Genomic DNA, 20,681 nt, shown 5'->3' on the forward strand with positions numbered 1-20,681 from the left:
TTGGCCGCCCCGGTCCTGATCCTCGACGAAACCGACTCCACCAACGCCGAGGCGCGACGACGCGCCGAGGCGGGCGAGGGCGGGCCGCTGTGGATCACGGCCCGGCGGCAGACGGCCGGTCGCGGCCGTCGCGGACGCAGATGGGAGAGCGAGAGCGGCAATCTCGCCTCCACCCTGCTGCTGCTGACGCAAAAATCTCCCGCCGAGGCGGCGCAGCTGACCTTCGCCGCGTCTCTGGCCGTGGCCGACCTGCTGGACCGCTATGTCCCGCCGGCCCTGGTCACGATCAAATGGCCCAATGACGTGTTGCTGGACGGTCGCAAGACCTCCGGCATCCTGATCGAGTCCGGCCCGGCGCCCGCTTTCGGGATGTCGGCCGGGGGCCTGTGGCTGGCGATCGGCATTGGGGTGAACCTGAACCAGACGCCCGGCGACACCGAACGGCCCGCCACCTGCATCGCGGAACACCTGAGCCAGGGCGTCGCCGCCGCGCCGTCCGTTGATGAGGCGGCGAAGGGCCTGGCCGAGACCTTCGGCGTCTGGCTGGATCGCTGGATGACGTTCGGCTTCCAACCCATTCTGGACGCCTGGATCGCGCGGACTCCGGGCCTATATGGACCCTGCACGGCGCGGCTGACCAACGAGACCCTGACCGGCACGGCCGACGGGGTCGAGGCGGACGGATCCTTGCGTCTGAAACTGCCGGACGGATCGCTGCGGATCATCTCCGCCGGCGACGTCTTTTTCGGAGAGACCGCCTGATGCTGCTGGCGATCGAGCAAGGCAACACCAACACCCTTTTCGCCGTTCACGACGGCAATGAGTGGATCGCCCAGTGGCGCACGGCCACTGACGCCATGCGCACGGCCGATGAATACGCTGTCTGGCTGCATCAGCTGTTCGAGATGCGCGGCCAGGGCCTGAACATGAAAGACCTGGACGGCTGCATCATATCCAGCGTGGTGCCGCAGTCGATCTTCAACCTGCGCAATCTGGCGCGGCGCTATATCGCCGTGGAGCCTCTGGTGATCGGGGAGAACGTCAGTCTCGGCATCGAGGTTCGCATCCCCAAGCCCAGCGAGGCGGGGGCTGATCGACTGGTCAACGCCATCGGCGCGCTGCAGGTCTATGAGGGCGATCTGCTGCTGATCGACAGCGGCACGGCCACGACCTTCGATGTGGTGTCGGGCGGCGCCGAGCGAGGGCAGGGGGCCTTCGAGGGCGGACTGATCGCGCCCGGCATCAACCTGTCGCTGCAGGCCCTGCACGAAGCGGCGGCTAAGCTGCCGCGCATCGCCATCCAACGCCCCGATGTCGTCATCGGGCGCGACACCGTCACCTCCATGCAATCGGGCGTCTTCTGGGGCTATATCGCCCTGATCGAGGGCCTGGTGGACCGCATCAAGACCGAGTGGGGCAAGCCCATGACGGTCGTCGGCACCGGCGGCGTCGCCTCGTTGTTCGAGGGCTCCACCCAATCAATCGACCGGTTCGATCCGGACCTGACCATCCGCGGCCTACTCGAAATCTGGCGGCGGAACACCCAACTCTAGGGACGTATGACAAAGAAAACTCAAAACGACGAACTCGTCTTCCTGCCGCTGGGCGGCTCGAACGAGGTCGGCATGAACCTGAACGCCTATGGTTTCGGCCCGGCGCATGACCGCAAGTGGATCATCGTCGACGTCGGCGTGACCTTCGGCGACCCCTCCACGCCCGGCGTGGACGTGATCGTGCCCGATCCGACCTTCCTGGAAGGCGAGAACATCCTGGGCATCGTGCTGACGCACGCTCATGAGGACCACATCGGGGCCCTGGGCTGGCTGTGGCCGCGCATCCAGGCGCCGCTGTACGCCACGCCCTTCACCGCCTATCTGATCCGCGAGAAGTTGCGCGACGCCAACATCCTGGACGATGTCGAGCTGAACGAGATCCCGCTGGGCGGCGACCTGAACCTGGGCCCGTTCGACGTGACCTTCGTCACCATCACCCACTCGATCGCCGAGCCGAACGGCCTGGCCATCAAGACCCCGCTGGGCACGGTCCTGCACACCGGCGACTGGAAGATCGATAACGATCCGGTCGTGGGCGAGCGCACCGACGTGGAGACGATCAAGCGTCTCGGCGACGAAGGCGTGCTGGCCATGGTCTGCGACAGCACCAACGTCTTCGTGGACGGCGTGGCCGGTTCTGAAGGCGACGTGAAGGTGGCGCTGGCCGCCCTGATCAAGGACCTGAAGGGCCGCGTCGCCGTGGGCTGCTTCGCCTCGAACGTGGCGCGCATGGACAGCGTCATCCGCGCCGCCGAGGCCGCTGGTCGTCGCGTGGCCCTGGCCGGTCGCTCGATGCACCGCATCACCGCCGCCGCCAAGTCAGTCGGCATGCTGAGCGACGTCAAACCGTTCCTCAGCGAACAGGAAGCCCGCGTCTGGCCTGAGGACGAAATCCTGTATCTCTGCACCGGCAGCCAAGGCGAGGTCCGCGCCGCCCTCTCGCGCGTGGCCGAGGGCACGCACCCCTTCATCAAGCTGGGCAAGGGCGATCACTGCATCTTCTCGTCGCGGGTCATTCCGGGCAACGAGCTGTCGATCGGTCGACTGCAGGACAAGATGGCCGACCGGGGCGTGCGCCTCTACACCGAGAAGGACCATCCCGGCATTCACGTCTCGGGCCACCCGTGCCGTGACGAGCTGCGCGAGATGTACAGTTGGGCCCGTCCGCAGATCGCGGTGCCGACCCACGGCATGCGCCGTCACCTGATGGAGCACGCCCTTCTGGCCAAGGACATGCAGGTCCCCGAAACCGTGACGCCGCGCAACGGCGACATGGTGCGTCTGGCCCCCGGACCGGCCGGCATCATCGACGAAGTGCCCTCGGGCCGTCTGTTCGTCGACGGCGGCATGCTGGTCGAGGAGGCGGGCGAGGCCCTGCGCGAGCGTCGGCACGCGGCGTCAAACGGCGTCCTGGTCGTCAGCTTCGCCATGGACAAGCGCGGCAAGATCGTCAGCGACATCGACGTGCGCGGCATCGGCCTGCCGGGCGATGCGGACCGTCCTCTGGGCGATATCCTCGACGATCTGGCCGAGCGCGCTGAACGCGCCGTTCGCGGCCTGAAGGGCGAGGCGCTCGATGACGAGCTGGTGGTCGAACAGGCCGTCAGTCGCGCCCTGAAGAAGGCCAGCCAGCAGGTCTGGGATCGTCGCCCCATCGTCGAAACCGTGATCCTGCGTCTGTAATGGCGGACCGGCTCTACCTGCTGAACCCCGACTGGTTCGACGATCAGGGCGGGCCCTGGTACTGCCCGCCCGGCGCCCGGATCGAAGGGGTGCTCGGCCTCTATCCGCGCCTGCGCGAGCAGGTTCAGGTCACGCATCTGGATCACCCCCGTCCTCGCGCCGCCGTGGTGGCCGAGGTGGGGGAGGCCAACCAGAGCTGCCCGCTGCTGGTGCTGGACGGCGAGTTCGACTGGCCCGACGCCCAGGTCAGCGAAGAGACGGGCGCCCGCTTCCTGCAGGACGACGACATCCTGCCCTACTGGGCGGCCCGCTACGGGATTGGCCGCCCGCACCCGTAGAAGTGAACCCTTCTCCCGATGGGAGAAGGTGGCCCGAAGGGCCGGATGAGGGTTGGCGATATCCGTCGGCGTAAGCCGCTGCGGCTGACGCCGACGGACGCCTTCGACCCTCACCCTTTCGCCTGACCAATCGCTACGCTCTTGGAGGCTCAAGCCCTCTCCCAGCGGGAGAGGGAAGGGATCACCCGCCCAGCGTGACCTTGCGATAGTTGTCCTTGTCCAGGTTCCCGATCTCCACCGAGATTTGCGCCGGGCCGGCATAGGGCTTCACCCCCGCCAGCAAGGCCGCCTGCACGGCTTCACCCAGCGCCGTCTTCTGGTCCTGCGTCCGTCCGGTCAGGATGCGCAGGTCGCAGTGGACCATGGCCTGAGCCGGGTCGCCGTCGGCGATGATGAGGTCGTCGCAGCGCACGATGCGGGTCTTGCACGCCTGGGTCGTGGCGCCGACCACGTCCACGCATAGCTGATGGATTTCCAGCGCCAGGGCGCGCCAATCGGTCCCGTCGAAATGGGGGGAGTGTTCCAGGGTGATCTGTGGCATGAGGGCGTCCTTAGTTTCGCGCCTTTCCTTAGCCTGCTGATCACGCGGGCGGAATGCGGCAGGCGCCCGAACCGATGGATGACCGCCCATGCCTCTTGGCCCCTTCACCCTGGTGGCGCTGTATCTGACCTCGTGGTGGATCGTGCTGTTCACGATCCTGCCGCTGGGCTCATCGAAGCAGGTCGAGACGCCGCCGACCGACGGCAGCCAGTGGGGCGCGCCCGCCAATCCGCAGCTGAAGAAGAAGTTCATCACCACGACCTGGGTCTCGGCCATCGTCTGGGCCTTCATCGTCTTCATCGTCTGGACCGGGTGGATGCCGCTGCCGGACTTCTCGCGCGGTCCTGCGCTCTAGCTTTCGCCCCATTCGCCCGGTTAAAACTCGGGCCAGACTGATTTTGCAGAGATTCCCGCCATGCGCCTGTCGCGCTACTTCCTGCCGACCCTGAAAGAAGCCCCCTCCGACGCCCAGATCGTGTCGCACCAGTTGATGCTGCGCGCGGGCATGATCAAACAGGAGGCCGCCGGCATCTACGCTTGGCTGCCGCTGGGCCTGCGGGTGCTGCGCAAGATCGAGAACATCGTCCGCGAGGAGCAGGTCAAGGCCGGCGCCGTCGAGCTGCTGATGCCGACGCTGCAACTGGCCGACCTGTGGCGTGAGTCCGGGCGGTATGACGCCTACGGCCCGGAGATGCTGCGCATCACCGACCGTCATGAGCGCGAGCTGCTGTACGGACCGACCAATGAGGAAATGGTCACGGATATCTTCCGGGCCTACGTGAAGTCATACAAGGCCCTGCCGCTGAACCTCTTCCACATCCAGTGGAAGTTCCGCGACGAGCGCCGTCCGCGCTTCGGCGTCATGCGCGGCCGCGAGTTCCTGATGAAGGACGCCTATTCCTTCGATCTGGACGAGGCCTCGGCCCGCATCGCCTACAAGCGCATGTTCGCCGCCTATCTGAATACCTTCTCGCGCCTGGGCCTGAAGGCCGTGCCGATGCGCGCCGACACCGGCCCCATCGGCGGCGACCTGAGCCACGAGTTCATCGTCCTGGCCGAGACCGGCGAGAGCGAGGTCTTCTGCGACCGCAAGCTGGTCGAGATGGACGCGCCCGGCCACAACCTCAGCGTCGAGCAACTGGAAGGCGTCTTCAACGAGCGCACGGCCCTCTATGCCGCGACCGAGGAAATGCATGACGCGGCCCAGTTCGAGGCCCAGACCGCCGAGGGCGACCGCCTGTCGGCGCGCGGCATCGAGGTCGGCCACATCTTCTACTTCGGCACCAAATACTCGGCCCCGATGAAGGCCAAGGTCGCCGGACCGGACGGTCAGGACACCGAGGTCCACATGGGCAGCTATGGCGTCGGCGTGTCGCGTCTGATGGGCGCCATCATCGAGGCCAGCCACGACGCCGGCGGCATCATCTGGCCGGACTCGGTCGCCCCGTTCGACGTGGTGGTGATCAACCTGCGCGCCAGCGACGAAGCCGTCTCGGCCGCCTGTGAAGAGGCCGTGGCCAAGCTGGAAGCCCTGGGCAAGGACGTCCTCTACGATGACACCGACGAGCGTCCGGGCGGCAAGTTCGCCACCGCCGACCTGATCGGCGTGCCGTGGCAGCTGACCGTCGGGCCCAAGGGCATGGCTGACGGCGTGGTCGAACTGAAGCGCCGCGCCACCGGCGAGAAGCAAACCCTGTCGCTCGACGCCGCCCTGGAGCTGCTGACGCAATGACCGACGCCGCGACGGCCTCCACGCCGCCCGCCGTGAAACCCGCCGGTCCCTTCTCCGCCTGGGAGATCGGACTGGCGCTTCGCTATCTTCGCGCCAAGCGCAAGGAGGGCGGGGTCGCCCTGATCGCCATCATCAGCTTCGTCGGCATCATGCTGGCCGTGGCGGTGCTGATCAGCGTAATGAGCATCATGGCCGGCTTCCGCAGCGAACTGCTGGGCCGGATGCTGTCGTTCAACGGGCATATGTATGTCCAGGGGCCGGTGCTCACTTCGCCCGACCGCGAGGCGACGCTGAAGCGGATTTCTGACGTGCCCGGCGTGGTCTCGGTGTCGCCGCTGACAGAATCCCCCGCCATGTTCCGTGCGGGCGGCCAGATGACGGGCGGCGTCGTGCGCGGCGTGCGGCCTCAGGACCTGGCCTCGACCAAGTTCGTCTATGACAGCCTGAAGCCTGAGGAGATCGCATCCTTCGGCCGAGGCGAATACGGCGGCGACAACATTCTGATCGGCAAGGCTCTGGCCGACCAGATGGGGCTGAGCGTCGGCAGCGCCATTTCCATCTATTCGCCGACCGGCGCTGACAGCGCCTTTGGCAATCTGGGCGGACTGGAAAAGACCTACCGCGTCGGCGGCATCTTCAGCTCAGGCACGGCGGACTACGACCGCGCCTTCATCTTCATGCCGCTGGAACAGGCCCAGCTCTTCTTCGGCAAGGAGGGGGTCTGGGACGTGATCGAGATTAAGGTCGCTGAACCGGATCAGGTCGAGACCCTGCTGACGCCTGTTCAGCAGGCTGCCGGACCTGGCAGCATCGTCACCGACTGGCGGGTCCGTCTGGCCGCCTTCTGGGGCGCGCTGAAGGTCGAGCGCGTCGCCATGAGCATCATTCTGGGCCTGGTCGTGGCCATCGCCGCCATGAACATCATTTCCGGCATCGTCATGCTGGTGAAGAACAAGACCCGCGACATCGCCATCCTGCGTACCGTGGGGGCCAGCCCCTCGTCGATCCTGCGCATATTCTTCGTCTCGGGCGCGGCCATCGGCATCGGCGGCACCATCGCCGGGCTGGTGCTGGGCCTGCTGTTTTGTCTGAACATCGGCGCGATCCAGCACTTCCTTGAAGCCCTGTTGGGGGTCCAGCTGTTCAACGCCGACGTTTATATGCTGGACGCCATTCCGGCCCTGGTCGATCCGTGGGACGTGACCTGGGTGGCGCTCTTCTCCTTCTTTATGAGCTGCCTCGCCAGCCTGCCGCCGTCGTGGAACGCGTCGCGGATCGACCCGGTGGAGGCCCTGCGCTTTGAATAGTCCGCTGAACAAGAAACTGACGCTCAGCCTGCGCGGGATCACCCGCACCTATCCGACCGCTTCCGGCGGCCTCACGGTGCTGAAGGGCGTCGATCTGGACATCATGCCGGGCGAGGTCGTCGGCCTGATCGGGCCGTCGGGCTCGGGCAAATCGAGCTTGCTGCACGCCGCCGGTCTGCTGGAACGCCCGACCAGCGGGCAGGTCGTGATCGACGGCGAGGACGTCGGCGGGCTGGACGAGCGGGCGCGGACACGCCTGCGCCTGTCACGGATCGGTTTCGTCTATCAATTCCACCACCTGCTGCCGGAATTTGATGCGCGGGATAATGTGGCCCTGCCGATGCGCATCGCGGGTCATTCCGAACCCGAGGCGCGTCGCCGGGCCGAGGCCCTGCTGACCAGCCTGGGTCTGGGCGAACGTTTCACACACCAGCCGGCCCAACTGTCGGGCGGCGAGCAACAGCGGGTCGCCATCGCCCGCTCGCTGGCCAACAGCCCGCGTCTGCTGCTGGCTGACGAACCAACCGGCAACCTGGACCCCGCCAACAGCCATGCGGTGTTTGAGGCCCTGCGCGAACTGGCCAAGACCACGGGCGTCGCCGCCCTGATCGCCACCCACAACATGGAGCTGGCCGGTCACATGGACCGCGTCTTCGCCCTGAAGGACGGCCATCTGGAAGAACGCGCCGCCGAGGCCCAGACCTACTAGCCTACCGCGGCGGCACCCCACAGGGCCCGCAGTCGGGCGCTGCGCCCGCAGCCGATGCGGTAGGCTTCGTATCGGGCCGGGTGTCGCTTGGCGAAGTCCTGATGCTCGGGACCGGCGGGCCAGAAGCGCATGGCGGGATAGACCGGGGTGGTGAAGCCCGAGCCCTTGGCGCCCAACGCAGCTTGCGCGGCAGTGCGGGACGCCTGCGCCGTCGCCGTCTGGGCCTCGGTGGCATAGACCGCCGAGACGTAGGAGGGACCCTGATCGCAGACCTGTCCGGTGGCGTCGGTCGGGTCGATGGTGCGCCAGAAGCGGTCGACCAGGGCGCGATAGCTGACCACGGCCGGGTCGAACGTCACCAGCACAGCCTCGCGATAGCCGGTGCCGCCGCGCACGACGCGGTCATAGGTGGGGTTGAGCGACGTGCCGCCGACGAAGCCTGACACCGCCGAGCGCACGCCGGGCAGGCCGTCGAATGCCTTTTCCTCGGTCCAGAAGCAGCCTCCCGCGAAGATCGCCGTCTGAAAGCCGGGCGGGGGCGGCTCCAGCGGCGCGGCGCTGGCGGGCGCTTCGCCCGGTGAACAGGCCGCCGTCAGGATCACGGCGACGAGGGGCAGAAGGCGCGACGACATGGGCGGCTCCTTGAATCTCTGTGTCCTCCAACATGGGAAAGGCGAGGGCGTCTCGCCACGGCGGGGTTTTCATTCGGGCGCTTGCAATGAGAACAAAGGGAGAATATAGAACGTTTCGGGAACAACCGAGCTGGGGATAAACCGATGTCGCGTTGGGTGAGGGATATGCTGTCGCTTGCGTCGTGCGGCGGCTTCGTCTGGATGATCTGGCAGGCGTCTTTCCTGGTGGCGTGATCGCCGCATCGACTCCCTGCATGATCACAGCCCGACCGCATGGCGGTCGGATATGAGAGGTCTCGTCGATCGGGATCAGCGGAGTTTGTGTTGGCGGAAACGACGAATAGTCAGGGCTTTGTCCATCTGCGGGTCCGCAGCGCCTATTCCCTGCTGGAGGGGGCGATCAAGGCCGGCAAGATCGGCAAGATGGCCGCAGACGCAGGGATGCCGGCCGTCGCGGTCGCTGATCGCGCCAACCTGTTCGGCGCGCTTGAGTTCAGCCAGAACACCAAGGACGCGGGCGTCCAGCCCATCGTGGCCTGCGCCCTGCCGGTGCTGGGCATCGGCGGTCAGGTCGCCGAGCGCTGGGCCAAGACGCCGACCGTGGTGCTGCTGGTTCAGAACGAGCAGGGCTGGCTGAACCTGTGCGCCCTGTCGTCCGCTGCCTATCTCGACGCCGGCGAGATGTCCGAGCCGGGTGTGCCCTGGGCGCAGGTTGTGGATAAGTCTGAGGGCCTGATCCTTCTGTCGGGCGGTCCCGACGGCCCGATTGACCCTTTGTTCGTCCAGAACAAGCGCGAAGATGCGATAACTTCCCTTGAGGAGATGAAGCGCGTTTTCGGCGACCGCTTCTATGTCGAGCTGCAACGCCACGGCCTGCCTCACGAGCCGGTCGCCGAGGCGGGATTGGTCGAGTGGGCCTACGCCAACGACGTGCCCCTGGTCGCCACCAACGACGTCTATTACGCCAAGGCGGCCCAGGCGAAGTCGCACGACGCCCTTTTGTGTATCTCCGACGGCGCCTTCACCGGCCAGGAAGACCGGCGCCGCATCACCGGCGAGCACTGGTTCAAGACCGCCGAGGCCATGCGGACCCTGTTCTCGGACCTGCCCGAGGCCTGCGACAACACCATCGACATCGCCCGCCGCTGCGCCTTCCTGGTCCAGACCCGCGCGCCGATCCTGCCGCGCTTCGACACCGGGGCCGGGCGCTCCGAGGCCGACGAACTGGCGCACCAGGCGCGCGAGGGGCTGAAGCTAAGGCTTGAGAAGAACAAGGCCTATGCGCCCGAGGAAGACTACTGGAACCGCCTCGAATGGGAGGTGGGGATCATCCAGCAGATGGGGTTCCCCGGCTACTTCCTGATCGTTTCGGACTTCATCAAGTGGGCCAAGCTGCACGGCATCCCGGTGGGGCCGGGGCGGGGCTCCGGCGCCGGCTCGCTGGTGGCCTGGTCGCTGACCATCACCGATCTGGACCCGCTGCGGTTCGGCCTGCTGTTCGAGCGGTTCCTGAACCCCGAACGGGTTTCCATGCCCGACTTCGACATCGACTTCTGCCAGGAGCGGCGGGAAGAGGTGATCGACTATGTGCAGGACCACTACGGCAAGGACCGGGTGGCCCAGATCATCACCTTCGGCACCCTGCAGGCGCGGGCCGTGCTGCGCGACGTCGGCCGGGTGCTGCAGATGCCGCTGGGGCAGGTGGACCGGCTCTGTAAGATGGTGCCGAACAACCCGGCCAACCCGGTGACCCTGGCCCAGGCCATTGATCTGGAGCCGCGCCTGAAGGAGGCGCGCGACGCCGAACCAGCCGTCAAGACCCTGCTGGAGACTGCGCTGGAACTGGAGGGGCTGTACCGCAACGCCTCGACCCACGCGGCGGGCATCGTCATCGGCGATCGGCCGCTGACCGAGCTGGTGCCGCTCTATCAGGACCCGCGCTCGACCATCCCGGCCAGCCAGTTCAACATGAAGTGGGTCGAGCCGGCCGGTCTGGTGAAGTTCGACTTCCTGGGCCTGAAGACCCTGACGGTGCTGGACCGGGCGCGGGAGTATCTGGAGCGGCGCGGCGCAGCGCCGGAATGGAACCTGCTGCCGCTGGACGATCCCAAGACCTATGAGCTGATGGCCTCGGGCCAGACGGTCGGGGTGTTCCAGCTGGAATCCCAGGGCATGCGCGACACCCTGCGCAAGATGCGCTGCGGATCCATCGAGGAAATCACTGCTCTGATCTCCCTTTACCGGCCGGGGCCGATGGAGATGATCGACACCTATATCGACCGGAAATTCGGCCGGGCCGAGGTGGACTATCTGCACCCCAGCCTGAAGGAGGTTCTGACCGAGACCTACGGCGTCATCATCTACCAGGAACAGGTGATGAAGATCGCCCAGATCCTGGCGGGCTACAGCCTGGGTGAAGCCGACCTTCTGCGCCGCGCCATGGGCAAGAAGAAGAAGGAGGAGATGGATTTCCAGCGCCTCCGCTTCGTCAAGGGCGCGTCCGAGAAGTCCGTGCCGGAGGCCCAGTCGGGCTCCATCTTCGACTTGGTGGCCAAGTTCGCGGGCTACGGCTTCAACAAGTCGCACGCGGCGGCCTATGCCTTGATCTCGTTCCAGACGGGCTGGCTTAAGGCCAATCATCCGGTCGAGTTTTTCGCCGCCTCGATGAGCCTCGACCTGTCGAATACCGATAAGCTGGCGGTCTTCTACCAGGACTGCCGCCGGTTCGAGATCCCGGTTCTGGCGCCAGACATCAACCGGTCCTCCGCCGACTTCGACGTGGCGTGGAAGGACGGGCAGGGCAGCGTGCTTTACGCCCTGGGCGCCATCCGCAACGTGGGTCTGGAGGCGATGAAGCACGTCGTCGAGGTGCGCGATGCAGGCGGGCCGTTCGCCGACATCTTCGACTTCCTGGAGCGGGTCGATCCCAAGGCGGTCAACAAGCGGGCGCTGGAAGGTCTGGCCAAGGCCGGGGCATTCGACAGCCTGAACCCCAATCGCCGCCAGTTGTTCGAACAGGCTGACACCCTGATCGCCTATTGCCAGAGCGTCGCCGCCGAGCGCGCCTCGTCGCAGGTCAGCCTGTTCGGCGCGGATCAGGCGGGGGCCGCGCGGCCACGCCTGAAGAGCGTCGAGCCCTGGGCCGGGCCTGACAAGCTGGATCAGGAGTTGGCGGCGGTCGGCTTCTACCTGTCGGGCCACCCCCTGGAGGATCTGACCCCGGCGCTGAAACGCAAGCGCGTGACCTTCGTGGCCGAGGCGCAGGGCCTGGCCGAGGCGGGGCACGAGGCCTTCCTGATGGCCGGCGTCGTGCGTCGGCGTCAGGAGCGGGCCAGCGCCAAGAGCGGCGAGAAGTTCGCCTTCGTCACCTTCTCGGACCCGACGGGGGAATTCGAATGCCTGTTCCCGCCGGAACAGCTGCGGCGCTGCCGGGACATCCTCGAGGTCGGCGCTTCGGTCCTGGTCAAGGTGCGGGCCAAGTCGGCGGACGGCGAGGTGCGCTTCTTCGGCGACGACGCCAGCCGGATGGAGACCCTGCTGGATGACACCCAGATCGGCTTGCGGGTGGTGCTGTCGGCGCAGTCGGCCGACGCCGAGGCGCTGAAGGCGCGACTGGATCGGGCCCGGGCCCAGGGCAAGGGCGGCGAGGTCTGGCTTCAGGCCACGCTGGGCGGGCGCACCGAGATCGAGATCAAGCTGCCGGGCCGCTACCGACTGGATGCGGCCCTGCGTGGGGCGTTGAAATCGGCGCCGGGCGTGGTGATGCTGGAGGACGCTTGATGAGCGAGGGGCTGGTCATGAAGAATGCGCGCGGGACTTTTGAGGTCGTCATCACCCCGGTCCAGCCGGCGGAGGGCGCCGCCTCGGACGCGCCGGGACGCATGCTTCTGGCCAAGACCTTTCACGGCGACCTGACGGGAACCGCCGCTGGCGAGATGCTGGCGACCATGAGCCCCGAGCGGTCGGGCGCCTATGTCGCCATCGACCGGGTGCACGGCGCAATCGACGGGCGCGAGGGAGCCTTCACTCTGGTGCATCGCGGTCTGATGGATCGAGGCGCGCAGGAACTGCTGATCACCATCGTGCCGGGATCGGGGGCAGGGGAACTGACGGGGATCGCCGGGGTCTTTCACCTGACGATCGTGGACGGCGTCCACAACTACGATCTGGAATACAGTCTGCCGACATCCTGAGGGAGGAGAGCGAACATGGCCGTGCACAAGGGATCCTGCCACTGCGGCGCGGTGGCCTACGAGGTCGAGGTCGGGCTGGAGGGCCTGATCGAGTGCAACTGTTCGCACTGTTACCGAAAGGGCTTTGTCCTGGCCTTCGCGCCGCGAGCTGCATTCCGGCTGACAGCGGGGGAGGAGGCGACGACCTCCTACTTCTTCAACCACCACAAGATCGACCATCGCTTCTGCAGGACCTGCGGAGTTCAGCCCTTCGGTTACGGCGTGGCGCCCGACGGGTCCGAGGTGGCGGCGATCAATGTGCGGACCCTGACGGATGTGGAGCCGTGGGGCTGGACCGCCAAGCGCGTGGATGGGCGCAGCTTCTGACTGATTGGCTTGCCTTTTCCGATCAATCCGCCTAGAGAGCGCGCGCACTTCGCACGTGGGCGTGGCGCGGTCCGGGGAGACATCCCGGTCTGCACCGTTCCGAGGGACCGCCCGGTCCTTTTACTCGCTCACGCTAGGTTTGATCGGAAAAAGGATACAACGATCATGGCTCTGCCTGAATTCTCGATGCGTACGCTGCTGGAAGCCGGCGCTCACTTCGGTCACCAGACGCACCGCTGGAACCCGAAGATGGACCGCTACATCTTCGGCTCGCGCTCGAACATCCACATCATCGACCTGTCGCAGACGATGCCGCTGCTGCACCAGGCCCTGGTCGCCGTTCGCGACGTCGCCGCCAAGGGCGGTCGCGTCCTGTTCGTCGGCACCAAGCGCCAGGCCGCCGGCCCGGTCGCCGAAGCCGCCACGCGCTGCGCCCAGTACTACATGAACAACCGCTGGCTCGGCGGCACGCTGACCAACTGGCGCACCGTCTCGGGTTCGATCGCTCGCCTGCGCGAGCTGGAAACCGTCCTGGCCGCCGGCGGCGAAGGCCGCGTCAAGAAAGAGCTGCTGAACCTGCAGCGCGAGAAGGACAAGCTGGAACTGTCGCTGGGCGGCATCAAGGACATGGGTTCGATCCCGGACATCATGTTCGTGATCGACACCAACAAGGAAGCGATCGCGATCCAGGAAGCCCGCAAGCTGAACATCCCGATCATCGCCATCCTGGACACCAACTCGGACCCGGACGGCATCACCTATCCGGTCCCGGGCAACGACGACGCCGCCCGCGCCATCCAGACCTACTGCGACCTGATCGCCGACGCCGTCCTGGACGGCCTGGCCGCCGGCGCTTCGGCCTCGGGCATCGATCTGGGCGCTGCGGAAGCTCCGGTCGAGCCGATGCTGCGTGAAGCTGCTGCTCCGGCCGCTGCTGAAGCCGCTCCGGCCGGCACGGAAGGTGCTGCAGAAGAACTGCTCGCGACGACTGAAGAAAAGGTCGAGGGCTAAACGTCCTCGAGGTCCGATCGGTGATGGGACCTACGCCAAACTGACATGCGGCCGGGCTATTCAAGCCCGGCCGCTCATTTGAATTTCCAGGAGAAGAACATGGCCGAGATCACTGCCGCCCTCGTGAAGGAGCTTCGCGAGCGTTCGGGCGTCGGCATGATGGACTGCAAGAAGGCGCTGGTTGAGAACAACGGCGACATCGACGCGGCCATCGACTGGCTGCGCGCCAAAGGCCTGTCCAAGGCCGCCAAGAAGGCCGACCGCGTCGCCGCTGAAGGCCTGGTCGCCGTCGCCGTCCGCGCCGAAGGCAAGGGCGAAGTCGCCGCCGCCATCGAGTTCAACGCGGAAACCGACTTCGTCGCCCGCAACGACCTGTTCCAGAACGCCGCCAAGTCGTTCGCCCAACTGGGCCTGCACCACGACGGCGTCGACGCCATCCACGGCGCGACCCTGGAAAACGGCCGCACGGTTCAGGACGAAGTGACCCAGCTGATCGCCACCATCGGCGAGAACATGCAACTGCGCCGCGCCGCTCGTCTGGCCGTCGATGAAGGCGTGGTTTCGACCTACGTCCACAACGCCGTCTCGCCGGGCGTCGGCCGCATCGGCGTGCTGGTGGCCCTGGAAGGCGAAGGCGACCAGGAAGCCCTGCGCGAACTGGGCCGCAAGATCGCCATGCATGTCGCCGCCACGGCGCCGCTGTCGCTGAACACCGACGATCTGGACCCGGCCGCCATCGAGAAGGAACGTGCCGTTCTGATCGAAAAGGCCAAGGAAGAAGGTCGCCCCGACAACATGATCGAGAAGATCGTCGAGGGTCAGATCAACAAGTTCCAGAAGGACGTGGTGCTGTCGAAGCAGCCGTTCGTCATGGACCCCGACGTGACCATCGAACAACTGGTCGCCAACTCGGGCAAGGAACTGGGCTCTTCGAACCTGCGTCTGGCCGGCTTCGTCCGTCTGGCCCTGGGTGAAGGCGTCGAGAAGGTCGAGACCCCTGACTTCGCGGCCGAAGTGGCCTCGATGACCGGCGGCAACTAACACCGAAGTTTCTTCCTGAAAGGGAAGAATTTTCAAAAGGGCGCGTTCGGCTTTGATGGCCGGCGCGCCCTTCGTCTATGATGAGCCGCCGATTCACCTCGTGCGGATGCGTAACCCCTGTATCCACGGACCCATACCCATGCCTGACGCCCCTTCCGACTTCCGATACAAGCGCGTCCTGCTGAAGGTCTCGGGCGAGGTCCTGATGGGGGATCAGTCCTACGGCATCGACATGAAGACGGTGGATGTCGTGGCGGCGGCCGTGGCGCGGGTGGCGCGCGAAGGCGTGGAGATCTGCCTCGTCATCGGCGGCGGCAACATCTTCCGCGGCCTGTCGAAGGCGGCAGAGGGCATGGATCGCGCCAACGCTGACTACATGGGCATGCTGGCCACCATCATGAACGCCCTGGCCATGCAGGGCGCGCTCGAGAAGATCGGCGTCGATACGCGGGTCCAGAGCGCCATTCCCATGGCCGCTATCGCCGAGCCTTACATTCGTCGTCGCGCCATGCGGCACCTGGAAAAGGGACGGGTGGTGATTTTCGCCGCCGGCGTAGGCGCTCCCTTCTTCACGACCGACTCGGGCGCCGCCTTGCGCGCCGCGGAAATGGGCTGCGACGCCCTGCTGAAGGGCACCAGCGTGGACGGCGTCTATACCGCCGATCCCAAGAAGGATCCGAACGCCACGCGCTATGAGACGCTGACCTATCAGGAGGTCCTGGCCAAGGACCTGCGCGTCATGGACGCCTCGGCCATCGCCCTGATGCGCGACAGCGACATTCCGATCGTCGTCTTCTCGATCCGTGAGGAAGACTCGCTGCGCAAGACCCTGCGCGGCGACGGCACCTTCACCGTCATCACCAACAAGGCCGCGTAAGCGGCTCTCGCTCCGAACGACCAGACCAAGGAACCACCATGGCCAAGCCCGACCTCAAGACCTACCGGGACCGGATGGACAAGTCCGTCGCCTCGCTGAAGGAAGACTACGCCGGGCTGCGGACGGGTCGGGCCAATGCGGGCCTTCTCGACCCTGTCCAGGTCGAGGCCTATGGCTCGACGTCGCCGCTGAACGCTGTGGCCGCCATCAGCGTGCCCGAGCCGCGCATGATCTCGGTCAACGTCTGGGACAAGGGCATGGTGGGACCGGTCGAGAAGGCTGTTCGCGCCGCCGGTCTGGGCCTGAACCCGATCGTGGACGGTCAGACCCTGCGCATTCCGGTTCCGCCGCTGACCGAAGAGCGCCGCAAGGATCTGGTCAAGCTGGCCGGCAAGTACGCAGAACAGCAGAAGATCGCCGTGCGCAACGTGCGCCGCGACGCTAATGACGATCTCAAGAAGGCTGAAAAGGCCGCCGAGATCAGCCAGGACGAACAGAAGAAGATGGAAGCCGAGGTCCAGAAGGACACCGACGCGGCCATCAAGCGCATTGACGAGGCCTTGAAGGCCAAGGAAGTCGAGATCATGCAGGTCTGACGCAGCTTCGCGTCGGGAGGGATCTTAACAATGTCGGCCGAGACCGTCGCCACGGCGCCTGAGAAGGGGCCTCGTCACGTCGCCCTGATCATGGACGGCAACGGTCGCTGGGCCGAGCGTCGCGGTTTGCCGCGCGTCATGGGTCACCGCGAGGGGGTCCAGGCGCTGCGTCGCACCATCAAGGCGGCGCCGGATTTCGGCATCCGCTGCCTGACCGTGTTCGGCTTCTCGACCGAAAACTGGAGCCGGCCGGCGGACGAGGTGTCGGACCTGATGGGTCTGGTGCGGGCCTTTGTCGGCAGCGATCTGAAGCGTCTGGACGAGGCGGGCGTGTGCATTCGCGTCCTGGGTCGTCGCAAGGGTCTGCCCAGCGATATCGCCGCCATCGTCGATCGCGCCGAAGCGCAGACGGCGCACAATACGGCCTTCCTGCTGCAGGTGGCTTTCAACTACGGCGGCCGGGCGGACCTCGTCGATGCGGCGCAGCGGCTGGTCGATCAGGCTCGCGCCGGACAGTTTGACGGTGACGTCACCGAGGAGGACCTCGGTGCCGGGCTGTCGACGGCAGGTGCCCCGCCGGTCGATCTGATCGTGCGGACTTCCGGCGAGCAGCGGCTGTCCAACTTCCTGCTGTGGGAAGCCGCCTATGCCGAACTGGTATTCCAGGACATCCTGTGGCCCGACTACGGGGGCGAGGCGCTGGGCGAGGCGGTGTCGGTATTTGGCAATCGCGAGCGTAGATTTGGCGGGCGCGACGCCTCGCCGGACGTGACCGCTGCGAAGACGGCGGCGGGCTGATGGCGTTGAAGATCGGTGACATCGGGCTGAGAGCGGCCTCGGCCGTGGTGCTTGCGCCGGCGGCGGTGCTGGCCACCTGGGCAGGCGGCGGCTGGTTCTGCGCCCTGGTGGTGGCGGCTTGCGGCCTGCTGGCGTTCGAGTGGGCGCGGATGAGCGCGCCGCGCTTCTGGCGTTCGGTCGGCACGGCCGTGGCCCTGGCTTTGATCATCGCCGTGGTCGCGGCGCACATCGGGCAGATGTCACTGGCGCTGGTGTTGCTGGTCTTCGGCGCTCTGGCGGCGGGATTGTTCGCGAGATCGCGCGGCGCCGAGGCGCTGGACGCGGCCTATGGCGTTCTCTACCTCGGCTGGCCGTGCGTCCTGCTGATCTGGCTGCGCGATCTGAACGACGCGCAGGGCCTCTACTGGACCGTTCTGGTCTTCGCCGTGGCTTGGGCCTCGGACATTCTGGCCTATCTGGTGGGCAGCGCCGTAGGCGGGCCCAAGCTGTGGCCGCGCTTTTCGCCCAACAAGACCTGGTCCGGCTTTATCGGCGGCCTGCTGGCTGGGATGATCGCCGGCGCCGCCATGGCGGGCTGGCTGGAAATGGGCCGATTGAACGTCTTCTGGGGCGGCGTCCTGGGTCTGGCGGCAGCTCTGGCCACCATGGCGGGCGATCTGTGGGAATCGGCGCTGAAGCGTCGCTTCGGGGTCAAGGATGCGGGCAACATCATTCCCGGCCACGGCGGCTTGCTGGATCGAGTCGACGGTCTGATGTTCGCGGTCGTGGTCGTGGCGGCTGGACGCGTCATCGTCCTCATGCTGGGGCAGGGCGCATGATCGCCCGCAAGGTCAGCGTCCTGGGCTCGACCGGCTCGGTCGGAACGTCGACGCTGGACCTGATGGCTCAGGCTGAGGCGGCCGGATCCGGTGCGTTTCAGGTCGAGGTGCTGACCGGCGGCAATAATATCGCGCGTCTGGCCGAACAGGCCCGACGTTGGCGACCCAAGCTGGCCGTGACGGCTGATCCTGCCCGTCTGCCGGAACTGCGCGACGCCCTGGCTGGGACCGAAGTCGAGGCCGCTGCTGGCCCTGAAGCCATCGTCGAGGCCGCAATGCGGCCCGTGGATTGGGTCATGGCGTCCATCGTCGGTTCGGCGGGCCTGCGCTCGGCCTGGGCCGCCGCTGGCACCGGCGCGACCCTGGCTTTGGCGAACAAGGAAAGCCTGGTCTGCTGTGGTCCGGCCCTGATCGAGCGGGTCAAGCGCAGCGGCGGCAAGCTGATCCCTGTCGATTCCGAACATTCCGCCATATTCCAGGTCTTTCCGGCCGAGGCGCCCGAGCAGGTGTCGAAACTGGTGCTGACCGCCTCGGGCGGGCCCTTCCGCACCCTGCCGCGCGAAGCCATGGGCCGGATCACGCCGGAGCAGGCAGTGGCCCATCCGAACTGGAGCATGGGCGCCAAGATTTCGGTCGACAGCGCCACCATGGCCAACAAGGGTCTGGAACTGATCGAGGCGGCCTATCTGTTCGCCATGAGCGGCGACCGGATCGACGTCGTGGTTCACCCGGAATCAATCATCCACAGCCTTGTGGAATATGTGGATGGTTCGACCCTGGCCCAGATGGGCCCGCCGGACATGAAGACGCCGATCGCCTGCGCCCTGGCCTGGCCGGACCGCATGGCTTGGCCCGCGCCCAGGCTGGATCTGGCCGCTTTGGGTCGTTTGACCTTCGAGGCGCCCGATATGGCGCGGTTCCCAGCCCTGCGGTTGGCGCGCGAGGCCCTGGCGGCGGGCGGCGTGGCGCCCATCGTCTTCAATGCGGCCAATGAAGTCGCGGCCCTGGCCTTCCTTGACCGTCGGCTGGGCTTTCTCAATATTGCCGCAGTCGTCGCGGACACCTTGGAGCGTGCGACGAACGCGGGGATGGATTCCGGTTCCGACGACGCCTGCGACGCGGCTTTGGCCGTGGACGCGGCGGCCCGACGGATCGCGAACGACATTATCGCTTCGCTCGCGATTGCTGCCTGAGGGCGACGGAGACAGTGACCGGCATGCTAGGAATTATCGGGCAAGCCCTGATCTATGTCGTGCCGTTCCTGCTGGTGCTGACCCTGGTCGTCACTGTTCACGAACTGGGACATTTTCTGACGGCACGCGCCTTCGGCGTGAAGATGGAGCGCTTCTCCATCGGTTTCGGCCGCGCCATCTTCCAGCGCACCGACAAGCACGGCGTTGAATGGCGTCTGGGCTGGCTGCCGCTGGGCGGTTACGTCAAGTTCGCCGGTGATCTTGACGCGACGGGCGTGCCGGACAAGGCCGGGCTGGATGCGCTGAAGACGGCAGTCGTGGCCGAGCATGGTCATGGCGCCGAGAAGGATTACCTGTATTTCAAGCCCTTGTGGCAGCGCGCCCTGGTCGTTGCTGGCGGCCCATTCGCCAATTTCGTGCTGGCCATCTTCATCTTCACCCTGTTGTTCAGCCTGGTGGGCGTCGAACTCCGTCCCGCGCGGGTCGTGCAGGTGCAGCCGGAATCGCCGGCTGCAGCCGCCGGTTTCCTGCCCGGCGACCTGATCACCCGCGTCAACGGCAAGCTGATCGCCGACGGCGGCGAGGTCACGCGCGTGGTGGCCCTGAGCAGCGGCGATCCGGTGGCCTTCACGGTCGAGCGCGCCGGCGCCGAAGTTCAGCTGACCGCCACGCCTGAGCGTCGGGTCGAGAACGACCCCATCGCCGGTCGGGTTTCCATCGGCCGCGTCGGGCTGGGCCTTGGCTCCAGCCGCGATGAGGTGCGCCATGTCCGCTATGGACCGATCGCCGCCATGGGGCAGGGGGTCAAGGAAACGGGCGCTATCCTGAGCACCACCTTCACCTATATCGGCCGGATCTTCAGCGGCCGTGAATCGGGCGATCAGTTCAGCGGCCCCCTGGGCATCGCCAAGGCTTCTGGCGCCCTGACCAACGCCGCGGTGGCCGCCAATCCTGATCCCGTGGCAATGGCGGGAAATCTCCTGCTGACGCTGACCAGCTTCGCCGCCATACTTTCGGTCGGAATCGGCTTTCTAAATCTGATGCCGGTTCCGGTGTTGGATGGGGGGCATCTGATGTTCTACGCCTATGAGGCGGTGGCGCGCAGGCCCGTGGCGGCCAGGGTTCAGGAGGCGGGATATCGTGTCGGTCTTGCTTTGCTGGCCAGTTTAATGTTGTTCGCGACCTGGAACGACCTGCAGAAACTCAATCTCTTCAAATTCCTCGGCGGGCTCGTCTCGTGAGCCGACGCCAGCCCCCGATGGTTCCCCGAATGATTCAGAACGACAGTCGCCT

At 66.4% G+C, this 20,681-nt stretch carries 21 protein-coding genes; 19 read left to right on the plus strand and 2 right to left on the minus strand.

The window, feature by feature from the left end; all coding sequences use genetic code 11:
* From ACFYLW_RS05010 to ACFYLW_RS05025, 4 genes are read left to right on the plus strand one after another with little or no spacing between them, the layout of a single operon-like run.
* On the plus strand, positions 1-762 hold the full coding sequence (locus ACFYLW_RS05010) for a biotin--[acetyl-CoA-carboxylase] ligase (protein WP_312063445.1): 762 nt from the start codon (positions 1-3) through the stop codon (positions 760-762).
* A complete protein-coding gene (locus ACFYLW_RS05015) occupies positions 759-1,553 on the plus strand; it encodes a type III pantothenate kinase (protein WP_312063481.1) in 795 nt (264 codons plus the stop codon). The genes ACFYLW_RS05010 and ACFYLW_RS05015 overlap by 4 nt, the downstream gene beginning before the upstream one ends.
* A gap of 6 nt (positions 1,554-1,559) precedes the next feature.
* Positions 1,560-3,236, plus strand: coding sequence for a ribonuclease J (locus ACFYLW_RS05020; RefSeq protein WP_312063446.1), 1,677 nt, complete (start codon positions 1,560-1,562; stop codon positions 3,234-3,236).
* The gene (locus tag ACFYLW_RS05025) at positions 3,236-3,574 is read left to right on the plus strand and encodes a DUF3088 family protein (protein ID WP_292082659.1); all 339 of its coding nucleotides are present in this window, start codon (positions 3,236-3,238) and stop codon (positions 3,572-3,574) included. The genes ACFYLW_RS05020 and ACFYLW_RS05025 overlap by 1 nt, the downstream gene beginning before the upstream one ends.
* Positions 3,575-3,755: 181 nt before the next feature.
* Here ACFYLW_RS05025 and ACFYLW_RS05030 read toward each other — a convergent pair whose 3' ends face one another.
* Complete coding sequence (locus tag ACFYLW_RS05030) at positions 3,756-4,115, minus strand: isomerase (protein ID WP_312063449.1); 360 nt, start codon at positions 4,113-4,115, stop codon at positions 3,756-3,758.
* An 88-nt stretch (positions 4,116-4,203) separates the two neighbouring features.
* Here ACFYLW_RS05030 and ACFYLW_RS05035 point away from each other — a divergent pair, with 88 nt between their 5' ends.
* Genes ACFYLW_RS05035 through ACFYLW_RS05050 form a run of 4 tightly spaced genes read left to right on the plus strand, consistent with a single transcriptional unit; the run spans position 4,204 to position 7,863 of the window.
* The gene (locus ACFYLW_RS05035) at positions 4,204-4,470 is read left to right on the plus strand and encodes a DUF1467 family protein (protein WP_178826887.1); all 267 of its coding nucleotides are present in this window, start codon (positions 4,204-4,206) and stop codon (positions 4,468-4,470) included.
* 60 nt (positions 4,471-4,530) lie between these two features.
* Positions 4,531-5,847 (plus strand): proline--tRNA ligase, encoded by a 1,317-nt coding sequence (gene proS, locus ACFYLW_RS05040; protein WP_312063452.1) that lies wholly within the window; start codon positions 4,531-4,533, stop codon positions 5,845-5,847.
* Positions 5,844-7,154 carry a lipoprotein-releasing ABC transporter permease subunit gene (locus ACFYLW_RS05045; protein WP_312063453.1) on the plus strand — a complete coding sequence of 437 codons (1,311 nt, stop codon included), beginning with the start codon at positions 5,844-5,846 and terminating at the stop codon, positions 7,152-7,154. The genes proS and ACFYLW_RS05045 overlap by 4 nt, the downstream gene beginning before the upstream one ends.
* Positions 7,147-7,863 carry an ABC transporter ATP-binding protein gene (locus ACFYLW_RS05050; RefSeq protein ID WP_312063454.1) on the plus strand — a complete coding sequence of 239 codons (717 nt, stop codon included), beginning with the start codon at positions 7,147-7,149 and terminating at the stop codon, positions 7,861-7,863. The genes ACFYLW_RS05045 and ACFYLW_RS05050 overlap by 8 nt, the downstream gene beginning before the upstream one ends.
* Here the strand turns inward: ACFYLW_RS05050 and msrA are convergent.
* Positions 7,860-8,495: a peptide-methionine (S)-S-oxide reductase MsrA gene (gene msrA / locus ACFYLW_RS05055; protein ID WP_312063455.1), complete on the minus strand. Its 636-nt coding sequence runs from the start codon at positions 8,493-8,495 to the stop codon at positions 7,860-7,862. The genes ACFYLW_RS05050 and msrA overlap by 4 nt on opposite strands.
* A gap of 324 nt (positions 8,496-8,819) precedes the next feature.
* Between msrA and dnaE the strand changes: the two genes are divergently transcribed.
* The 11 genes from dnaE (at position 8,820) to ACFYLW_RS05110 (ending at position 20,629) form a co-directional block, all read left to right on the plus strand.
* On the plus strand, positions 8,820-12,275 hold the full coding sequence (dnaE, locus tag ACFYLW_RS05060) for a DNA polymerase III subunit alpha (RefSeq protein ID WP_312063456.1): 3,456 nt from the start codon (positions 8,820-8,822) through the stop codon (positions 12,273-12,275).
* Positions 12,275-12,688, plus strand: a complete 414-nt coding sequence (locus ACFYLW_RS05065; RefSeq protein ID WP_292082667.1) for a DUF3224 domain-containing protein — start codon at positions 12,275-12,277, stop codon at positions 12,686-12,688. Before dnaE ends, ACFYLW_RS05065 begins: the two co-directional genes overlap by 1 nt.
* Positions 12,689-12,703: 15 nt before the next feature.
* Positions 12,704-13,054 carry a GFA family protein gene (locus tag ACFYLW_RS05070; RefSeq protein WP_292082668.1) on the plus strand — a complete coding sequence of 117 codons (351 nt, stop codon included), beginning with the start codon at positions 12,704-12,706 and terminating at the stop codon, positions 13,052-13,054.
* Between the two features lie 165 nt (positions 13,055-13,219).
* Positions 13,220-14,065: a 30S ribosomal protein S2 gene (gene rpsB / locus ACFYLW_RS05075; RefSeq protein WP_312063459.1), complete on the plus strand. Its 846-nt coding sequence runs from the start codon at positions 13,220-13,222 to the stop codon at positions 14,063-14,065.
* Positions 14,066-14,164: 99 nt separating this feature from the next.
* Complete coding sequence (tsf, locus tag ACFYLW_RS05080; protein ID WP_292082670.1) at positions 14,165-15,106, plus strand: translation elongation factor Ts; 942 nt, start codon at positions 14,165-14,167, stop codon at positions 15,104-15,106.
* Positions 15,107-15,245: 139 nt separating this feature from the next.
* Entirely contained in the window at positions 15,246-15,983 is a 738-nt protein-coding gene (pyrH, locus tag ACFYLW_RS05085; protein WP_292082671.1) for a UMP kinase, read from the plus strand.
* A gap of 38 nt (positions 15,984-16,021) precedes the next feature.
* The gene (gene frr / locus ACFYLW_RS05090) at positions 16,022-16,579 is read left to right on the plus strand and encodes a ribosome recycling factor (protein WP_292082673.1); all 558 of its coding nucleotides are present in this window, start codon (positions 16,022-16,024) and stop codon (positions 16,577-16,579) included.
* Between the two features lie 30 nt (positions 16,580-16,609).
* Positions 16,610-17,377 carry a polyprenyl diphosphate synthase gene (gene uppS / locus ACFYLW_RS05095; RefSeq protein WP_312063461.1) on the plus strand — a complete coding sequence of 256 codons (768 nt, stop codon included), beginning with the start codon at positions 16,610-16,612 and terminating at the stop codon, positions 17,375-17,377.
* Positions 17,377-18,195: a phosphatidate cytidylyltransferase gene (locus ACFYLW_RS05100; RefSeq protein ID WP_292082675.1), complete on the plus strand. Its 819-nt coding sequence runs from the start codon at positions 17,377-17,379 to the stop codon at positions 18,193-18,195. The genes uppS and ACFYLW_RS05100 overlap by 1 nt, the downstream gene beginning before the upstream one ends.
* Positions 18,192-19,388, plus strand: coding sequence for a 1-deoxy-D-xylulose-5-phosphate reductoisomerase (dxr, locus tag ACFYLW_RS05105; RefSeq protein ID WP_312063462.1), 1,197 nt, complete (start codon positions 18,192-18,194; stop codon positions 19,386-19,388). The genes ACFYLW_RS05100 and dxr overlap by 4 nt, the downstream gene beginning before the upstream one ends.
* 23 nt (positions 19,389-19,411) lie before the next feature.
* Positions 19,412-20,629: an RIP metalloprotease gene (locus ACFYLW_RS05110; RefSeq protein WP_312063464.1), complete on the plus strand. Its 1,218-nt coding sequence runs from the start codon at positions 19,412-19,414 to the stop codon at positions 20,627-20,629.
* The last annotated feature ends 52 nt before the right edge of the window (positions 20,630-20,681 follow it).

It is taken from the genome of Brevundimonas sp. NPDC007368, assembly GCF_042869015.1.
Classification (GTDB): domain Bacteria; phylum Pseudomonadota; class Alphaproteobacteria; order Caulobacterales; family Caulobacteraceae; genus Brevundimonas.